General features: G+C 70.4%; 12 protein-coding genes. 4 read left to right on the forward strand and 8 right to left on the reverse strand.

The genetic code is table 11. From position 1 onward, the window contains the following. Positions 1 to 170: 170 nt before the first annotated feature. The 5 genes from glpK to ACZ6I3_RS33200 form a co-directional block, all read right to left on the reverse strand. Positions 171 to 1,691: a glycerol kinase GlpK gene (gene glpK, locus ACZ6I3_RS33180; RefSeq protein WP_469419709.1), complete on the reverse strand. Its 1,521-nt coding sequence runs from the start codon at positions 1,689 to 1,691 to the stop codon at positions 171 to 173. A 19-nt stretch (positions 1,692 to 1,710) separates the two neighbouring features. After that, positions 1,711 to 2,505, reverse strand: a complete 795-nt coding sequence (locus ACZ6I3_RS33185; protein WP_469419711.1) for an MIP/aquaporin family protein — start codon at positions 2,503 to 2,505, stop codon at positions 1,711 to 1,713. A 616-nt stretch (positions 2,506 to 3,121) separates the two neighbouring features. Continuing rightward, positions 3,122 to 4,783 carry an EAL domain-containing protein gene (locus tag ACZ6I3_RS33190; RefSeq protein ID WP_469419712.1) on the reverse strand — a complete coding sequence of 554 codons (1,662 nt, stop codon included), beginning with the start codon at positions 4,781 to 4,783 and terminating at the stop codon, positions 3,122 to 3,124. Between the two features lie 151 nt (positions 4,784 to 4,934). Continuing rightward, positions 4,935 to 6,125 (reverse strand): lipid-transfer protein, encoded by a 1,191-nt coding sequence (locus ACZ6I3_RS33195; protein WP_469419713.1) that lies wholly within the window; start codon positions 6,123 to 6,125, stop codon positions 4,935 to 4,937. After that, positions 6,122 to 6,553 (reverse strand): Zn-ribbon domain-containing OB-fold protein, encoded by a 432-nt coding sequence (locus ACZ6I3_RS33200; protein WP_469419730.1) that lies wholly within the window; start codon positions 6,551 to 6,553, stop codon positions 6,122 to 6,124. Before ACZ6I3_RS33200 ends, ACZ6I3_RS33195 begins: the two co-directional genes overlap by 4 nt. Before the next feature lie 123 nt (positions 6,554 to 6,676). Between ACZ6I3_RS33200 and ACZ6I3_RS33205 the strand changes: the two genes are divergently transcribed. Beyond that, complete coding sequence (locus tag ACZ6I3_RS33205; RefSeq protein WP_469419715.1) at positions 6,677 to 7,486, forward strand: M15 family metallopeptidase; 810 nt, start codon at positions 6,677 to 6,679, stop codon at positions 7,484 to 7,486. Between the two features lie 47 nt (positions 7,487 to 7,533). Beyond that, positions 7,534 to 8,070 (forward strand): NUDIX domain-containing protein, encoded by a 537-nt coding sequence (locus ACZ6I3_RS33210; protein WP_469419717.1) that lies wholly within the window; start codon positions 7,534 to 7,536, stop codon positions 8,068 to 8,070. Positions 8,071 to 8,072: 2 nt separating this feature from the next. Here ACZ6I3_RS33210 and ACZ6I3_RS33215 read toward each other — a convergent pair whose 3' ends face one another. Beyond that, positions 8,073 to 10,439 carry a glycoside hydrolase family 31 protein gene (locus ACZ6I3_RS33215; RefSeq protein WP_469419719.1) on the reverse strand — a complete coding sequence of 789 codons (2,367 nt, stop codon included), beginning with the start codon at positions 10,437 to 10,439 and terminating at the stop codon, positions 8,073 to 8,075. Positions 10,440 to 10,651: 212 nt separating this feature from the next. On the opposite strand from ACZ6I3_RS33215, the gene ACZ6I3_RS33220 reads away from it, so the two are divergent. Together ACZ6I3_RS33220 and ACZ6I3_RS33225 are read left to right on the forward strand one after the other, a co-directional pair. Further along, positions 10,652 to 12,619 (forward strand): acetoacetate--CoA ligase, encoded by a 1,968-nt coding sequence (locus ACZ6I3_RS33220; RefSeq protein ID WP_469419720.1) that lies wholly within the window; start codon positions 10,652 to 10,654, stop codon positions 12,617 to 12,619. 177 nt (positions 12,620 to 12,796) lie between these two features. Continuing rightward, positions 12,797 to 13,687: a hypothetical protein gene (locus ACZ6I3_RS33225; RefSeq protein ID WP_469419722.1), complete on the forward strand. Its 891-nt coding sequence runs from the start codon at positions 12,797 to 12,799 to the stop codon at positions 13,685 to 13,687. Positions 13,688 to 13,756: 69 nt separating this feature from the next. On the opposite strand, the gene ptsP is transcribed toward ACZ6I3_RS33225, so the two are convergent. Beyond that, entirely contained in the window at positions 13,757 to 15,427 is a 1,671-nt protein-coding gene (gene ptsP / locus ACZ6I3_RS33230; RefSeq protein ID WP_469419723.1) for a phosphoenolpyruvate--protein phosphotransferase, read from the reverse strand. Between the two features lie 78 nt (positions 15,428 to 15,505). Next, positions 15,506 to 15,955 (reverse strand): PTS sugar transporter subunit IIA, encoded by a 450-nt coding sequence (locus tag ACZ6I3_RS33235; protein ID WP_189726335.1) that lies wholly within the window; start codon positions 15,953 to 15,955, stop codon positions 15,506 to 15,508. Between the last annotated feature and the right edge of the window lie 421 nt (positions 15,956 to 16,376).

Genomic DNA, 16,376 nt, shown 5'->3' on the forward strand with positions numbered 1-16,376 from the left:
AAGTATCGCTGTCCCCCCGCCAAACCGCACGGCCAACAACCACCCACACCCCCCCCCTCCCCCCCCCCACCCCCCCCCCCTCCCTTCGGGTTCGGGTGTCTCCCCCCCCCCCCCCCCCCCCCCGGGGGCCCGGGCCGCAGTCCGGAGAACGAGGCCCCACGCGCGCGTGGTCAGCTCTCGCCGTCCTCCTCCCAGCCGAAGCTCTTCTCCACGGCCTTGCGCCAGTTGTGGTACTCGCGGTCCCGCACCGACGCATCCATCGACGGCGTCCACTCGACGTCCTTCTGCCAGTGCGCCTTGAGCTCGTCCAGGTCGTTCCACACACCCGTGGCCAGACCGGCCGCGTAGGCGGCGCCCAGACAGGTCGTCTCGGAGACCTTGGGCCGCACCACCGGGACATCGAGCACGTCCGCCTGGTGCTGCATGAGCAGATTGTTCTTCGTCATGCCGCCGTCGACCTTCAGGGTGGTGATCTGCACCCCCGAGTCCTGGTACATGGCGTCCACGACCTCGCGCGTCTGCCAGCTCGTCGCCTCCAGCACCGCACGCGCGAGATGTGCCTTCGTGACGTACCGGGTCAGCCCGGTGACCACGCCACGCGCGTCGGAGCGCCAGTACGGCGCGAACAGGCCCGAGAACGCCGGCACGATGTACGAGCCGCCGTTGTCCTCCACGCTCGCCGCAAGGGGCTCGATCTCGTCGGCGGTCCGGATGATGCCGAGCTGGTCGCGGAACCACTGGACCAGCGCGCCCGTTATGGCTATCGACCCCTCCAGACAGTAGACCGGCGCCTCACTGCCGATCTTGTAGCCCATCGTCGTCAGCAGACCGCTCTTCGACGGGACCGGGCGGTTGCCGGTGTTGAGCAGCAGGAAGCTTCCCGTGCCGTACGTGTTCTTCGCCGTGCCCACGTCGTAGCAGGCCTGGCCGAACACGGCCGCCTGCTGGTCGCCCAGCGCGGAGGCCACGGGCACGCCGGCGAGCTGGCCGACAGCGGTGCCGTACGCCTCGGCGGAGGACCGGATCTCGGGCAGCATCGCTTCGGGGATGTTCATCGCGGAGAGGATCGAGGAGTCCCACTGGAGGGTCTCCAGGTTCATCAGCATGGTGCGGCCCGCGTTGGTCACGTCGGTGACGTGCTGCCCGCCGTCCGTGCCGCCGGTGAGGTTCCAGATCAGCCAGGAGTCCATCGTGCCGAAGGCGATCTCACCGCGTTCGGCACGTCCCCGCAGGTCGGGAACGTTGTCGAGCAGCCAGGCGGCCTTGGGCCCGGAGAAGTAGGTGGCCAGCGGCAGCCCCGTCTGCTCGCGGAACCGGTCCTGTCCGTCCGAGCCGCCCAGCTGGTTGCACAGTGAAGCCGTCCGCGTGTCCTGCCACACGATGGCGTTGTGCACCGGCTTTCCCGTCGCGCGGTCCCACAGGAGGGTCGTCTCGCGCTGGTTGGTGATCCCGAGCGCGCTCAGCTGGTCGGCGCGCAGCCCGGCCTTGGCGATCGCCCCGGCCACCACGGCCTGCACCTTGGACCAGATCTCGGTGGCGTCGTGCTCCACCCAGCCGGGTTTGGGAAAGATCTGGCGGTGCTCGCGCTGGTCGACGGCGACGATCGCGCCGTCCTGGTTGAAGACGATGCAGCGGCTCGACGTGGTGCCTTGGTCGATCGCTGCGACGTACTTCTCGGCGTTTTCCGTCATGGCTACCCCTTGGGCTGGTTCAGAAGGCTGCGTTGTAGATGACGCCACCCAGTAGTCCGCCGATCAATGGGCCGACGACGGGGATCCACGAGTACCCCCAGTCGGACGTTCCCTTGTTCGGGATCGGCAGGACGGAGTGGATGATGCGCGGGCCGAGGTCACGCGCCGGGTTGATGGCATAGCCCGTGGGACCACCCAGGGACAGGCCGATGCCGACCACCAGGAGAGAGACCAGGAGGATCACGATGCCGGACCCGTAGATGCCGTCGCGGCCGGGGATCAGGCCGATCCCGATGCCCTCGACCTTCCTGTTGTTGCCCACCATGGCGAGGAGGGGCAGCACCAGGGCGATGGTCGCGAGGATCTCGGTGACCAGGTTGGCCACCGGGTTCCGGATCTCGGGGATCGTGGAGAAGATGCCCAGCGTCGGAAGCGGTTCGTCCGCCGTGCCCTCCGTGGTACCCGTCTTGCGCACGTTGGCCTGGAACTGGGCGAAGTACACGAGGTAGCACAGGACGGCCCCGATCATGGCGCCGGTGATCTGCCCCAGCAGGTAGATCCAGACCTTGTCCCACACGCCGGTGTCGACGGCCAGGCCGAAGGTGACGGCCGGGTTGAGCTGCCCTCCGGAGAGGGGAGCGGCGGTGTAGGCGCCGGCCAGCACGCCGAAGCCCCAGCCGAACGCGATCACCACCCATCCGGCGGCGCGGGCTTTCGAGAACCTCAGGGTGACGGCGGCGCACACGCCGGCGCCGAACAGGATCAGGATCGCCGTGCCGATCATCTCGCCGACGAAGATGTCTCCGTTAGTCATGGCGGCTCCTAGGCCGTGGCCCGGGACGGTCCGCCCCGGTCCTCACGTGCAGGGTGCGTTTCCCATGGCGACTTCAGCCGAAGGCAGGGAGATACCGCGATCCCCGTGCCCCGCTCGGCATCCGTGACGAGCGTGCCGTCGCAGCCGAATCGCCCGTGGAGGAATGGGCCTTGGCGCAGGCGCGCCCACGCGCCGCAGTGCCGGAATACGCCGAGAATGTACGGCGATGTCGACTGACACCGGAAGTGTTCACCGGCACCCAAGGGGCGTCAAGGTCGCCGACCGCAACGGTTGACGGCCTTGTGACGGCGGCCGGGCTCCTGCCGGGCCGGGTGGCCGGTTGCACGGCCTGGCGGCGCTCGGTCGGGTCGTTGTTCAGATCTGGTCGGGGCCACCGCGCGGCCTGGGTGAGCCGCGCGAGGCTCTGCTGGTGGTGTCCGGCCTCCGCTGAGCTCCGACCGTCGGCACTCGCCCAGCCGCACCTGACTCCTCGCTTGCTAGCCACCAGCATCCACCTGACCTGGCGGTTTCTCAACCGCACGACCAGAGCCCCCATAGGCGGCCGTACGGACCTCTCAGAGCCCAGTACCTGTCCCGGTCCTCCCCTTACGTGGTGTCACGCCCCTGAACCCCCACCCGGCTCCGCCACCCCACACCCCGCAGGTGCCGGTGCCGGCGCGGCGCCCCGGCGGGTCTCATGCCCGGGCAGACCCGCCCGGCCCAGTACCCAACTCGCCCCGCGCAACGACTTCGCCGCCTTCTTCAACGGTGCCAGGCAGGCCGCCGCCTGCCGGTGATCCGTCACGGCGCCCGGCGCGCACAGCACCGTGGCGAGCGACAGGGTGACCGGCCGGCCTCCCGCCGACCAAGCGGCGTCCAGCACAGCGGCGGCCAGCGGATCGAGACCGTCCGGATCGGCGAGGACCAGGAAGTCGTCCCCGCCGATGTGCCCCACGCGCGCGCTGTCCGCCGCGGCCTGCTGCAGCGCCCGTCCGACCGCCCGGATCAGCTCGTCTCCCGCCGCGAAGCCGGCCCCGTCGTTGACCTGCTTGAAGTGATCGACATCCAGCCAGCTGAGCGCGAACGGCCGCCCGGCCGCGATCCGCCGGTCCACCTCACCGGTGATCGCGTCCGAGCCGGGCAGACGCGTCAGCGGATTGAGCCCCGCCGCTTCCTCCACTCGGGTCTCGGCCAGCGCTCGCACCAGGTCCGCGAGCCGTACCACTCCCACACACCTCCCGTACTCGTCCACCACGGCCACGTCGTCCGACGTACGGTCCCGCCCGCCGACCGCCACCACGTCCAGGACCTCCCAGGCGGTGGCGTCGACGCCCACCGTCCGCGGCGGGTCGCCTAGCTTCGCCGCGGGCCGGTCGGCGTACAGGGCATGCCCGTAGCGCCCCGACATCGACAGCAGGAAGCGGGACCGGTGCACCGATCGGACCGGTACCCCCGCTGTGTCCACCAGCAGCACGCCTGACACGTCCGGCGACCCCGTCAGCAGCGCCCGCACCTGACCTGCGGACGCCGTGGCGGGCAGCAGCGCCGCGGGCCGCACGAACTCCCGCACCGACGGCCCGGACCGCGGCACGGCCAGGTCGGCGGGGGAGCGGGGCGGGACGTAGACGTCCGCGGCGGGCAGCCGCGTCGGCGGCGCGAACAGCTCGCCCTGTGCCAGCTGCGCCCCGGCCGCCAGCGCCGCCGCGCACTGTCCTTCGGTCTCCACGCCCTCGACCGCCAGGAGGGCCCCCAGCTCGTCGCACAGCGTCCGCATCGACCGCACCACGGCCGGCCGCGCCAGCAGTGACGCGTCGAGCTTCACGAGGCCGGGTGCGATGTCGGAGAGCAACCGCAAGGGCACGTCCCCGTCCCCGACGCCGTCCGCGCAGATCCGGAAGCCCTGGCCGCGCAGCGCGGTCACCGCCTCCAGCAGTGCCTGCTGCGGCACGTGCGTGTACGGCGGACAGACGTCGATCGTCACCTCCCACGGCAACCGTCCCGCCTCGCGCACGGCGGCGTGCAGTGAAGGGAGGCCGCCGAGGTCGGCGAGGGTACCGGCGAACACGTTGACGAACAGGGGAAGCAGGGTCTCCTTGCGCACCGCCGCGCGGACCGCCGACACCGCCAGCCGGCAGTCGAGCTCGGGGTCCCGGCGGGCCTCGGCCAGGATGTCGCCGGTCTCCGGGCGGGCGAGTATCTCCAGCCCCGCGACCGCGCCGGTCGTCAGATTGACCACCGGCTGGAAGGCGAAGCGGAGAGTATCCGTCCAGGAGTGCACGGCAGCATGATGACTCCACCGGCGCACGCCCAAGCGCAGTTCATGAGACGTTCACGCAGGATTCCGGCATGGTCACACAGCGTATGACCAAGGCCTGCCGTTGTCCCATGGCCAGCTCACACGCGACGGCACCGCGATCACGGCATCACGATCACCGCACCGCGATCACCGCCGACCCATGCCCGAACAGCCCCTGGTTCGCGCTGATGCCCACGCGCGCCCCAACGACCTGCCGGTCACCCGCGTCGCCCCTCAACTGCCAGGCCAGCTCGCACACCTGGGCGATCGCCTGCGCCGGCACCGCCTCGCCGAAGGAGGCCAGTCCACCGCTGACGTTCACCGGTATTCGCCCGCCCAGTGCCGTCGCCCCGTCCCGCAGCAGCTTCACGCCCTCACCTTCGCCGCACAGCCCCAAGTCCTCGTACCACTGCAACTCGAGCGCCGTGGACAGGTCGTAGACCTCGGCCAGTGACAGGTCCTCCGGCCCGACTCCCGCCTCCTCGTAGGCCGCCCGGGCCATCGACCTCCGGAAGGTCTCGACGGGCGGATCCACCGCCGCCGCGGAGTCCGTGGCGATGTCCGGCAGGTCCAGCACGGTGTTCGGGTAGCGCGGCGTCACCGTGGACACGGCCCGGATCCGCACCGGCTCCGGATGCCCGTGCCGCCGGGCGAACTCCATGCTCGAGAGCACCAGCGCGGCACCGCCGTCGGAGGTCGCACAGATGTCGAGCAGCCGCAGCGGATCGGCGACGACGGCGGAGGCGGCGACCTCCTCGGCGGTGACCGGGCTGCGGTAGCGCGCCTTGGGGTTCAGCGCGCCCATCGCCGCGTTCTTCACCTTCACCTGCGCGAAGTCGTCCGTCGTGTCGCCGTGCAGAGCCATGCGCCGTCGGGCGTACAACCCGAAGTACACCGGGTTGGTCGCCCCGAGGATCCGGAAGCGCAGCCAGTCGGGGTCGTCGGGCCGGTCCCCGCCCGCAGGGCGGAAGAATCCCTTGGGAGCGGCATCGGCCCCCACCACGAGCACCGCGTCGGCGAGCCCGGAGAGTATCTGTGCCCGTGCCGTGTCGACGGCCTGCGCCCCGGACGCGCACGCCGCGTACACGCTCGTGACCCGGGCCCCCTGCCAGCCCAGTGCTTTCGCGAACGTCGCTCCGGCGACATACCCCGGATAGCCGCCACGCACGGTGTCCGCCCCGATGATCGAGCCGATGTCCCGCCAGTCCAGCCCGGCGTCGGCGAGTGCCACCTGGGCCGCCGCGACGCCGTACTCGACGAAGCTCCGCCCCCACTTGCCCCACGGGTGCATGCCCGTGCCGAGCACCGCCACCTCTTCTGTCATGCCGTCACCCCCATGGGCCGCCAGTGCCACGTCGTCCAGGTCGTCTCCGCGTCCTCATGGAGCACGCCCGGAACGACCTCTGCCTCCATACCCACCGCCAGATCCGCGACGGTGACCCCGGGAGCCGCCTGTCCCAGCACCACGATCCGCTCGGCCTCCAGCTCCACAGCGATCAACGCGCACGGCTCCCACGGAAGTTCCGGATCGCTCACATAGGGTGACGGCGGCCGATACCGGCTGTCCGTGTACGACCAGACGCGCCCCCGTCGCGACAGCGCGACCTCTTCCAACTCCCCGCCCGTGCAGGAGGGGTTGCGGCAGTGGTGGTCCTCACGCGGGAAGAAGACCGAGGCACACACCGCACAGCGCGTGCCGAGCAGCCGGAAGGTGTCACCGTCCCCGGCGAACCACCCGGCCATCACAGGCATTCGTGTACGCGACACAGTCCCTCCCCGCAGCCGGATCTGACGGAACGTCAGAAGTCTGCCACGGCATTCCGGAATTGGGCATCCCTTCCCCGACGGGACCGTCTCCTGGTAGATGCAAGGGCCATGACACGACTCACCACCGTGGCGCGCGGCCTCATCACGGCGGTCGCCGCCTTGCTGGCAGCGACCGCCTCCACCGCGACCGCCCAGGCCCGGACCGACCCCAAGGCACCGAAGGACTTCGTGGCGCTGAGAAGCGTGGACCCGACGATCATCCAGGAGATGCGCTACGTCACTCCGCACAACTTCGTCGGCGAGCGCATCGACGGCTACCTCCAGCCGACCTGCATCCTCACCCGCCCCGCCGCACAAGCCCTCCACAAGGCCCAGAGGAAGCTCCTGCGCCAGGGCTACACACTCAAGGTGTACGACTGCTACCGGCCGCAGCGCGCGGTGGACCACTTCGTCCGATGGGCCGAGGACCTCGACGACGAGGCGATGAAGGGCGAGTTCTACCCGAACGTCGACAAGACCCGGCTGTTCGCCGACGGCTACATCGCCGAGAAGTCCGGCCACAGTCGCGGATCGACCCTGGACATCACCCTCGTGAGGCTGCCGGCGAAGCCGACCCGGCCGTACCACCCCGAAGAGCCCCTTGTGCCGTGCTTCGCACCCAAGGGCGAGCGGTTCCCCGACAACTCGATCGACATGGGGACCGGCTTCGACTGCTTCGACACTCTCTCGCACACCCTCGACCCACGCATCCAGGGTGAACAGCGCGCCAACCGGCTGCTGCTCAAGAACACCCTGGAAGGCCTCGGCTTCGTGAACCTGGCAGAGGAGTGGTGGCACTACACCTACAAGCCGGAGCCCTACCCGGACACCTACTTCGACTTCCCCGTGTCCAGGAAGTCGCTCACCGGCGCCCATTGAGCCGCCTGCCCGAGACGCCCTCTCCGTGATCGGCTACAGTCCGCCGCGTGTCCGAAACTCAGCACTCCAGTTCCAACTCCGCGCCGGACTCCCACTGTTCGAGCTGCGGTGCGCCCTACGGAGAGGGCGTCTCCGGCTGGCCCCGCCCCTGCCCGGCCTGCGGCGCCGTGGCCTACCGCAATCCACTCCCGGTCGCGGTGGCCCTCCAGCCCGTCTACGACACCAAGGGCACCGCCCTGGTCGTCATCACCCGAACCGTCGCTCCCGCGCGCGGGGGCACCGCCCTGCCCGGCGGCTACATCGACGACCGGGAGGACTGGCGGCAGGCCGTCGTACGCGAACTCAGGGAAGAAACCGGCATCGACGCGGCCGCCCGCGAGGTACGCCTCGTCGACGCCATGAGCTCGCCCGACGGGCACCTGCTGCTGTTCGGTCTCCTCCCGGAACGCCCGGTCGAAAGCCTGCCGCCCTCAGCCGCCACCGACGAGACGGAGGGCTGGCACCTCCTGCGCAGGGCGGACGAACTCGCCTTCCCTCTGCACACCGTGGCCGTACGGGCGTGGTTCGAGGGCCGGTACATCTGAGCTCAGCGTTCCCCGGCACCGCGGACGCGCACCGGGCAGGACGGCTTGCTCCTGCCGTCCTCACCCTCCCGCTCGACGACCAACCGCGAGCCCGTCCACCGAGCGGTGTACCGCTCGATCTCCGGCTCGTCCCACCCCTCGCCCCCGTCCGGCACGACCAGCCCGCCCCCGGTCCGTCCGCGGGCGGGCGCCCACACCTCCAGTGCGAGCTCCCCGTCCTCCCCGAGTACGGGAAGAACGGCACCCGCGCGCGCGAACACGGGGATGCGCGACAGCGGGGCGTCGACAAGCACCTGCGCCGGCCCCTCGTACGCCTGCTCCGTCACCGTGTCGTACCAGCGTCCTCGCGGCAGCTGCACCGCACGCCGGTCCGCGCCAGGGTCCAGCACCGGCGCCACCAGCAGGCTGTCGCCCAGCATGAAGGCGTCCTCGCAGTCACGCAGCGTCCGGTCTTCCGGCGCAGCCCACCACAGGGGCCGTACGTACGGCGCTCCGGTACGCCGCACCAGATGCGCCAGCGTCATGAAGTACGGCAGCAGCCGCCGGCGTTCGACCAGCGCCACGCGCGCGTGCTCCAGCACCTCGGGACCGAACTCCCAGGGCTCCCTGCGCCCCGCCCGCAGACTCGCGTGCGTACGGAACAGCGGCAGATACGCGCCCAGCTGGAACCACCTCAGGTACAGCTCTGGCGAAGGATCCCCGTCGAAGCCTCCGATGTCCGGCCCCGAGTACGGAACGCCGCACAGCCCGAGCCCCATCACCAGCGCCAAGGACGCCCGCAGCCCGGGCCAGCCGGTGGCCACGTCCCCCGACCACGTGCCCCCGTAGCGCTGCATACCGGCCCACCCCGAGCGGGAGAACAGGAACGGCCGCTCCTGGGGCGCGAGTTTCCGTAGTCCCTCGAAGCCCGCCCGGGCCATGCACAACGCGTACACGTTGTGCGCCTCACGATGATCACCACCTCGCCCCTCCAGGGAGTGCCGCGCCGAACGCGGCAGCGTCGACTCCCCGAACGCGGTGAACGACGTGGGCTCGTTCATGTCGTGCCAGAAACCCGCGAACCCCTGCGCGAGCCGCTCCTCGTAGAGGCCGCCCCACCACTCCCGCACACGCGCGTGCGTGAAGTCGGGAAACACCGCCTCCCCGGGCCACACGACTCCCTGCACGACCTGCCCCGACGCGTCCCGCACGAACGCGTCCTCGGCCGTCCCGCCGTCGTACACGGCATTGCCGGGCAGGGCCTTGACGGCCGGGTCGACGATCGACACCATCCGGATGCCGTCCCGCCGGAGTTCCTCGGCCAGAACGGGCAGCTTCGGGAAGTGGTCCTGGTCGACGGTGAACACCTGATGCGCGTCGAGGTGGTCGATGTCCAGGTGCACGGCGTCGAGCGGCAGGCCGTGCTCCACGTAGCCGGCGAGGATCTGCCGCACCTCCTGCTCGCTGCCGAACCCCCACCGCGCGTGCTGGTGGCCGAGCGCCCACGCGGGCGGCAGTGCGGGCGCCCCGGTGAGCGAGGCCCAGGCGAGCAGCACGCGCGCGGGGGTGCCCACCATCACCCAGCAGCGCAGCGGACCGCCGTCCATCCGCAGCTCGCTCGTCCCGCCGCGGTCGTGCCCGGACCCCGCGCCCTCCTCGCCCTCGCGCAGCGTCACCGTGCCGTCCCACGAACTGTCGTGGAACGCCAGATGCGTACCGCCGTCGGACACCACCAGCTGCACCGGCATCGTGATGTACAGGGGGTCGTCGCCCGGCGCGAAGGCGTGGCCGGGGTCGGTGTTCCACAGCCGGTACGTCCCGTCCGGCAGGCGCGGACCTGCGGCACGTCCACCCAGGCCGAAGAAGCGCGCGTCGGCGGCCACCTCCGACCGCTGCGACCACCGCGCCGGACCGCCACCGACCGGCTCCCACCACCGCGGCGGCAGATCACGCCGCAGCGTCACGCCACCGGGCGTGAGCACCTCCACCGCGCCGTGCCGCGAGACGACGACCGTCACCCGCTCGGCCACCACCCGCCAGCCGCCGTCCTTGTCCGGCTCCAGCACCGCCCGGGGGTCGGGCTCCGGACAGCGGCCGGCCAGCGCGTACGACGGCTCGGGCTCCGCCCCGTCCCAGCCCCAGAAGACGGCCCCGTTCACGGCGACGAGAATCCGCAGCTCCGACCGGCTGAACCGGACCACACCGCCCCCCGGCCCCGGCTCCACCTCCTGGACGGGCCCGGGCACGCGCGCACGCTCCGCCCCGCGCGACGGAAGCCCGGTGGCGTCGGCCCGCCGCCTGCGCCACGCTGCTCGTACGGTACGCACACCCTGCGCCGCCCCCACCGAACCCACCGCTTTCACCGAACGCACCAGGTCACGACCGTTCATGCTGCTCACCCTGCCATTGACCGCGCCACGCAGGCGTGGCGTTCAACTGCCGTTCACCCGTGTCAGGACCACATCTTCACGAGGCGGACTATGTGGGACGCACCCTGGTGCCGAAGTCGATCACATGGCATTGTCCGTGCCAGCCGCGTCACGCGCACACCCCAGCCCGTGCGCGGAGGACGCACACGACGCGCACAGTCCGGGAGCCGACCATGTCGACCGCTAGTCCCCAGCCGCTCTGGCAGCCAGACCCCGAGCGCATCGACCGGGCACGGATCACCAGGTTCCAGGCCTGGGCCGCCGAGCACCACGGGGCCCCCGCCGAGGGCGGCTACGCGGCTCTCCAGCGCTGGTCCGTCGACGACCTGGACGCCTTCTGGAAAGCCGTCACCGACTGGTTCGACGTTCGTTTCTCGACCCCGTACACGCGCGTGCTCGCCGACCGGGCGATGCCGGGCGCCCAGTGGTTCCCCGGGGCGACCCTCAACTACGCCGAACACGCCCTGCGCGCGGTCGACACCCGCGCGGACGAACCGGCCCTCCTGTACGTCGATGAGACGCACGAACCACGCCCCGTCACCTGGGCCGAGCTACGCCGCCAGGTCGGCTCCCTGGCCGCCGAACTGCGCGCCCTCGGCGTACGCCCCGGAGACCGCGTCAGCGGCTACCTCCCCAACGTCCCTCAAGCAGTGGTCGCTCTCCTCGCCACAGCCGCCGTGGGCGGCGTCTGGACCTCCTGCGCGCCCGACTTCGGCGCCCGCAGCGTCCTCGACCGCTTCCAGCAGATCGAACCCGTCGTGCTCTTCACGGTCGACGGCTACCGCTACGGCGGCAAGGAGCACGACCGACGCGACACCGTCGCCGAACTGCGCCGCGAACTGCCCACCCTGCGCGCCGTCGTCCACATCCCCCTCCTCGGCACCGAAGCACCCGAAGGGGCCCTCGACTGGTCGGCCCTCACCTCCGCCGACACGAACCCCGTCTTCGAGCAGGTGCCCTTCGACCACCCCCTGTGGGTGCTCTACTCCTCCGGCACGACAGGCCTGCCCAAGGCCATCGTCCAGTCCCAGGGCGGCATCCTGGTCGAGCACCTCAAGCAACTCGGCCTGCACTGCGACCTGGGTCCCGAGGACCGCTTCTTCTGGTACACGTCGACCGGCTGGATGATGTGGAACTTCCTCGTCTCCGGCCTGCTCACCGGCACCACGATCGTCCTCTACGACGGCAGCCCCGGCTACCCGGACACCGGCGCCCAGTGGCGGATCGCCGAACGCACGCGGGCCACCCTCTACGGCACCTCGGCCGCCTATGTCATGGCCTGCCGCAAGGCCGGTGTGCACCCGTCCCGCGACTTCGACCTCTCCACCGTCCAGTGCGTCGCCACCACGGGCTCGCCCCTGCCGCCCGACGGCTTCCGCTGGCTCCACGACGAGGTCCGCGACGACCTGTGGATCGCCTCCGTCAGCGGCGGCACGGACGTGTGCTCGTGCTTCGCCGGAGCCGTACCGACCCTGCCGGTCCACGTCGGCGAACTCCAGGCCCCCTGTCTCGGCACCGACCTGCAGGCCTGGGACCCGAGCGGCAGCCCCCTCGTCGACGAGGTCGGCGAACTGGTGGTCACCAACCCCATGCCGTCGATGCCGATCCACTTCTGGAACGACCCCGACGGCAGCCGCTATCACGACAGCTACTTCGACACTTACCCCGGCGTATGGCGGCACGGCGACTGGATCACCGTCACCTCCCACGGATCCGTCGTCATCCACGGCCGCTCCGACTCCACGCTCAACCGCCAGGGCGTACGCATGGGATCCGCCGACATCTACGAAGCCGTGGAGCGCCTCCCGGAAATCAGGGAGTCCCTGGTCATCGGCATCGAGCAGCCCGACGGCGGCTACTGGATGCCCCTGTTCGTGCACCTGGCCCCCGGAGCAGCCCTCGAAGAGGACCTGCTGAAGCGCATCAAGCAGACCATCCGCGAACAGCTCTCGCCGCGCCACGTCCCCGACGAGATCATCGAGGTACCCGGCATCCCGCACACCCTCACCGGCAAGCGCATCGAGGTCCCGGTCAAACGCCTCCTCCAAGGCACCCCACTGGAGAAGGCGGTCAACCCGGGCTCCATCGACAACCTCGACCTCCTGACCTTCTACGAGGACATCGCCCGCAAACGGGCCTGAGCGAAACCGTCCACGCCACTTCGAGCTACTTCCCGTCACCACGCCCGCTGACGGAGAGCGCGGCTGAAGCGCGCTGACCTGCGATTTCAGTGGCCGCCCGCCTTCATCACCCCTCGTTGTCAGTGCCGTCGATTACTGTGAGTGAGCATTGATCGACTGCGCACAGGGGGAAAGACAATGGCGCACACCGACAGCCGGACCATGCGACGCGTCCTGCGCCGCGAAATCGCCGGCACCATCGGCCTGCTGACCGACGAGCACGACTTCCGAGCCATGGGCTGCTACCGCAGCTTCACATTCGACGACCACGCGACCTACCTCAAACAGGTCGAGGCCCTCCTCAGGACACGGACCCTCCAGGGCAGCCACACCACGGTGGCCCTCTTCGACCCCGAGGAGTACGCCGAGTTCTGCACGCAGAAGAGCCTGGACCCCGACAACCCTTCGAGCCGCACCCGCTTCACGGCCCAACTCGCGGTGACAGGCCCGACTCTCCCGTACGAGGGCCAGCCTCTGGCCGACCTCCTGGCGGCCCTCGTCGACGAGGGCGTGCGGCAGGCCACCTGGGAGTACGCGACCACACTCCTCGCTCGCCTGGGCGCCTGCACGTCCTGCGGCGAGGACCTCGGACGCACCGCTTTTGCCCGGGCCTCGGACCTCCTCGTCCGCATCCTCGACACGGCCCCACCCGGCGAACGGCACCTCGTCTGCAGCGTCACCGGACCGCCCGAAACCCTCATCGCCGCACTCCACGCCGCCGACACGAGCGGCACCTTGAAGCTGGACGAGACCGAAGCCCTCGAGTTCACCACGGTCCTGGCCCTCGGCCTGGCCACCGAAAGCCCCGGTGGACTCGTCATCCGCGCCAGTGCCCCAGCCAGGCCCGACCGTGTCTACGGCTGGCGCCTGCGCGCCTACGGACTCGACCCCCTCACCGCGGGAGAGGTCTTCGACGCCTACTGCACCGACGTCGAGTCCGGCGATCTCATCTCCCCGGAATCCAACGTCGACTACTGCGAGCCGCCCGACCTCGGGGAGGAGAAGCCCGCACGGGGGCACAACCACTGAAACGCGGGAGGGGCGCCCCACGTGAATGGAGCGCCCCTCCCGGACAGTCATAGGCCGACCAAGCCCGGCCTACTCGCCGGACAACACCGCCTGCGCCGCGCTGCGCGCGTCCTCGGCACTGTCCGAAGCCCGAGCCGCCGCAGCCGCCCGCTCGCACTGCGCCAGCGTGTACTTCGCCAGCGTCGCCCGGACGTAGGGAATCGACGCCGCGCCCATCGAAAGAGAGGTGACGCCAAGGCCAGCCAGGACACAAGCGAGCAGCGGGTCGGACGCGGCCTCACCGCAGACACCACAGCTCTTGCCCTCGGCCTTCGCCGACTCGGCGGACAGTGCCACCAGGTCGAGCAGCGCGGGCTGCCACGGGTCCTGCAGTCGGGAGACCGCACCCACCTGACGGTCGGCGGCGAAGGTGTACTGCGCCAGGTCGTTCGTCCCCAGCGACAGGAACTCGACCTCCTGCAGGATCGAGCGGGCCCGCAGTGCGGCCGACGGGATCTCCACCATCGCGCCGAACTTCGCCTGCAGCCCAGCCTCACGGCACGCGTCCGCGAAGGCCCGGGCATCCGTGCGGTCCGCCACCATCGGGGCCATGACCTCGAGATAGACCGGCAGCCCTTCCGCGGCCTTGGCGAGCGCGGTCAGCTGCGTGCGCAGCACGTCAGGGTGGTCGAGAAGCGTCCGCAGACCCCGCACGCCGAGCGCCGGGTTCGGCTCGTCGGCCGGAGTGAGGAAGTCGAGCGGCTTGTCAGCACCCGCGTCCAGCACCCGCACCACGACACGCCCCTCGGGGAACGCCTCGAGCACCTGCCGGTACGCCTCGACCTGCTTCTCCTCGGACGGCGCCTGCTTGCTGTCGTCCAGGAAGAGGAACTCGGTACGGAAGAGACCGACGCCCTCGGCACCGGCGTCGACTGCGGCCTCCACATCCGCAGGACCGCCGATGTTCGCCAGCAGCGGCACCTTGTGACCGTCTGCCGTGGCACCGGGCCCGGTCGAGGCCGCCAGCGCGGCCCTGCGCGCGGCGGCCGCGGCCTCGAGCTCAGCCTTCTTGTCCGCACTCGGGTCCACGAAGATCTCACCCGTGCTGCCGTCGACGGCGATCATCGTGCCTTCGGCGAGCTCGCCGGCACCCGGCAGCGCCACCACGGCCGGCACCCCGAGCGCCCGCGCCAGAATCGCGCTGTGGCTGGTCGGACCGCCCTCCTCGGTGACGAAGCCGAGCACCAGAGTCGGGTCCAGCAGCGCGGTATCGGCAGGCGCGAGGTCACGCGCGACAAGGACGTAGGGCTCGTCGCTGTCGGGAACACCCGGCATCGGCACGCCCAGCAGACGGGCGACGATTCGATTCCGCACGTCGTCGAGGTCGGCCACGCGGCCGGCGAGGTACTCACCGGCGCCCGCCAGCAGCTCGCGGTACGCGGCGAACGCGTCGTACACCCCGCGCTCGGCCGTGCTGCCGACAGCGATCCGCCGTTCCACGTCGACCATCAGCTCGGGGTCCTGGGCCATCATGGCCTGCGCCTCGAGCACTGCCTGGGCTTCGCCACCCGCCAGATTGCCGCGCGCCATCAGGTCGGCCGCCACAGCCTCCACGGCCTTGCGGGCGCGCCCCTGTTCACGCTCCGCCTCGTCCGCCGGGATCTGCTTCGCAGGCGGTTCCAGCACCGCCGTTCCCATATGCCGAACCTCGCCGATCGCCACACCGTGGCTCACGCCGACGCCTCGCAGCGTTGTCTCCATCTCACCCGTCTCCGATAGTGCGGCGGCTCCCGCCGCCGTGTTGGTTGTCCTACTCGCCGTCATGCGACGGCACTGGCGTCACTTCCAGAGGAAGAGACTGTCGCCGGCCTTCACGTCGCCGTCGATACGAAGATCGGAGAGGGCTTCTGCCGTGGCCTCCAGCGCCACGATCGGGCAGATCGCGGACTTGCCGGCGGCCTCCACGGCAGCCGGGTTCCAGCGCACGATGCCCTGACCGCGCCTGACGGTGTCGCCCTTGTTCACCAGCAGCTCGAAACCCTCGCCGTTGAGCTGCACCGTGTCGATACCGAGGTGCGTGAGCACGCCGTGTCCGCTCTCGTCGACGACGACGAACGCGTGCGGGTGCAGGGAGACGATGACGCCGTCCACGGGTGAGACGGCCTCGGAAGGCTCACGTACGGGGTCGATCGCTGTGCCCGGGCCGACCATGGCCCCGGAGAAGACGGGATCCGGCACGGCTGCCAGTCCGATGGCGCGTCCTGCAAGCGGGGACGTCACGGTGGTCATGGGAAGCCTCCCAGGGGTGGAGATCGTTATGGGCCGTCCCTGTCGGTACCGGGCGGCACACTGTTCAGCAGGGTATGTCACCTGAAGTGCCGGTTCCGCGCGGGGACCCCGGAGTGGTCTAGACCATACCGTAAATGGATTTGCACGCCCTCGGCGGCCGCGTGTACAGTCGTACTCCTGCCTGGGGCTGAGCGACACAACATCGTGTCCGTGCCTGGCAGCACCCAAACTTGTCAGATCCTATCTCGGGGTCATCTTCTGCGTGCCTGCAGGACGGTGGTCAGGGAGTCGGAAAAACACTGATAGAGTTTGGAACACCGAAGGGAAGCCCGGAGGAAAGCCCGAGAGGGTGAGTACAAAGGAAGCGACCGTTCCTTGAGAACTCAACAGCGTGCCAAAAGTCAACGCCAGATATGTTGAT

This window comes from Streptomyces sp. NPDC041940, assembly GCF_055589465.1.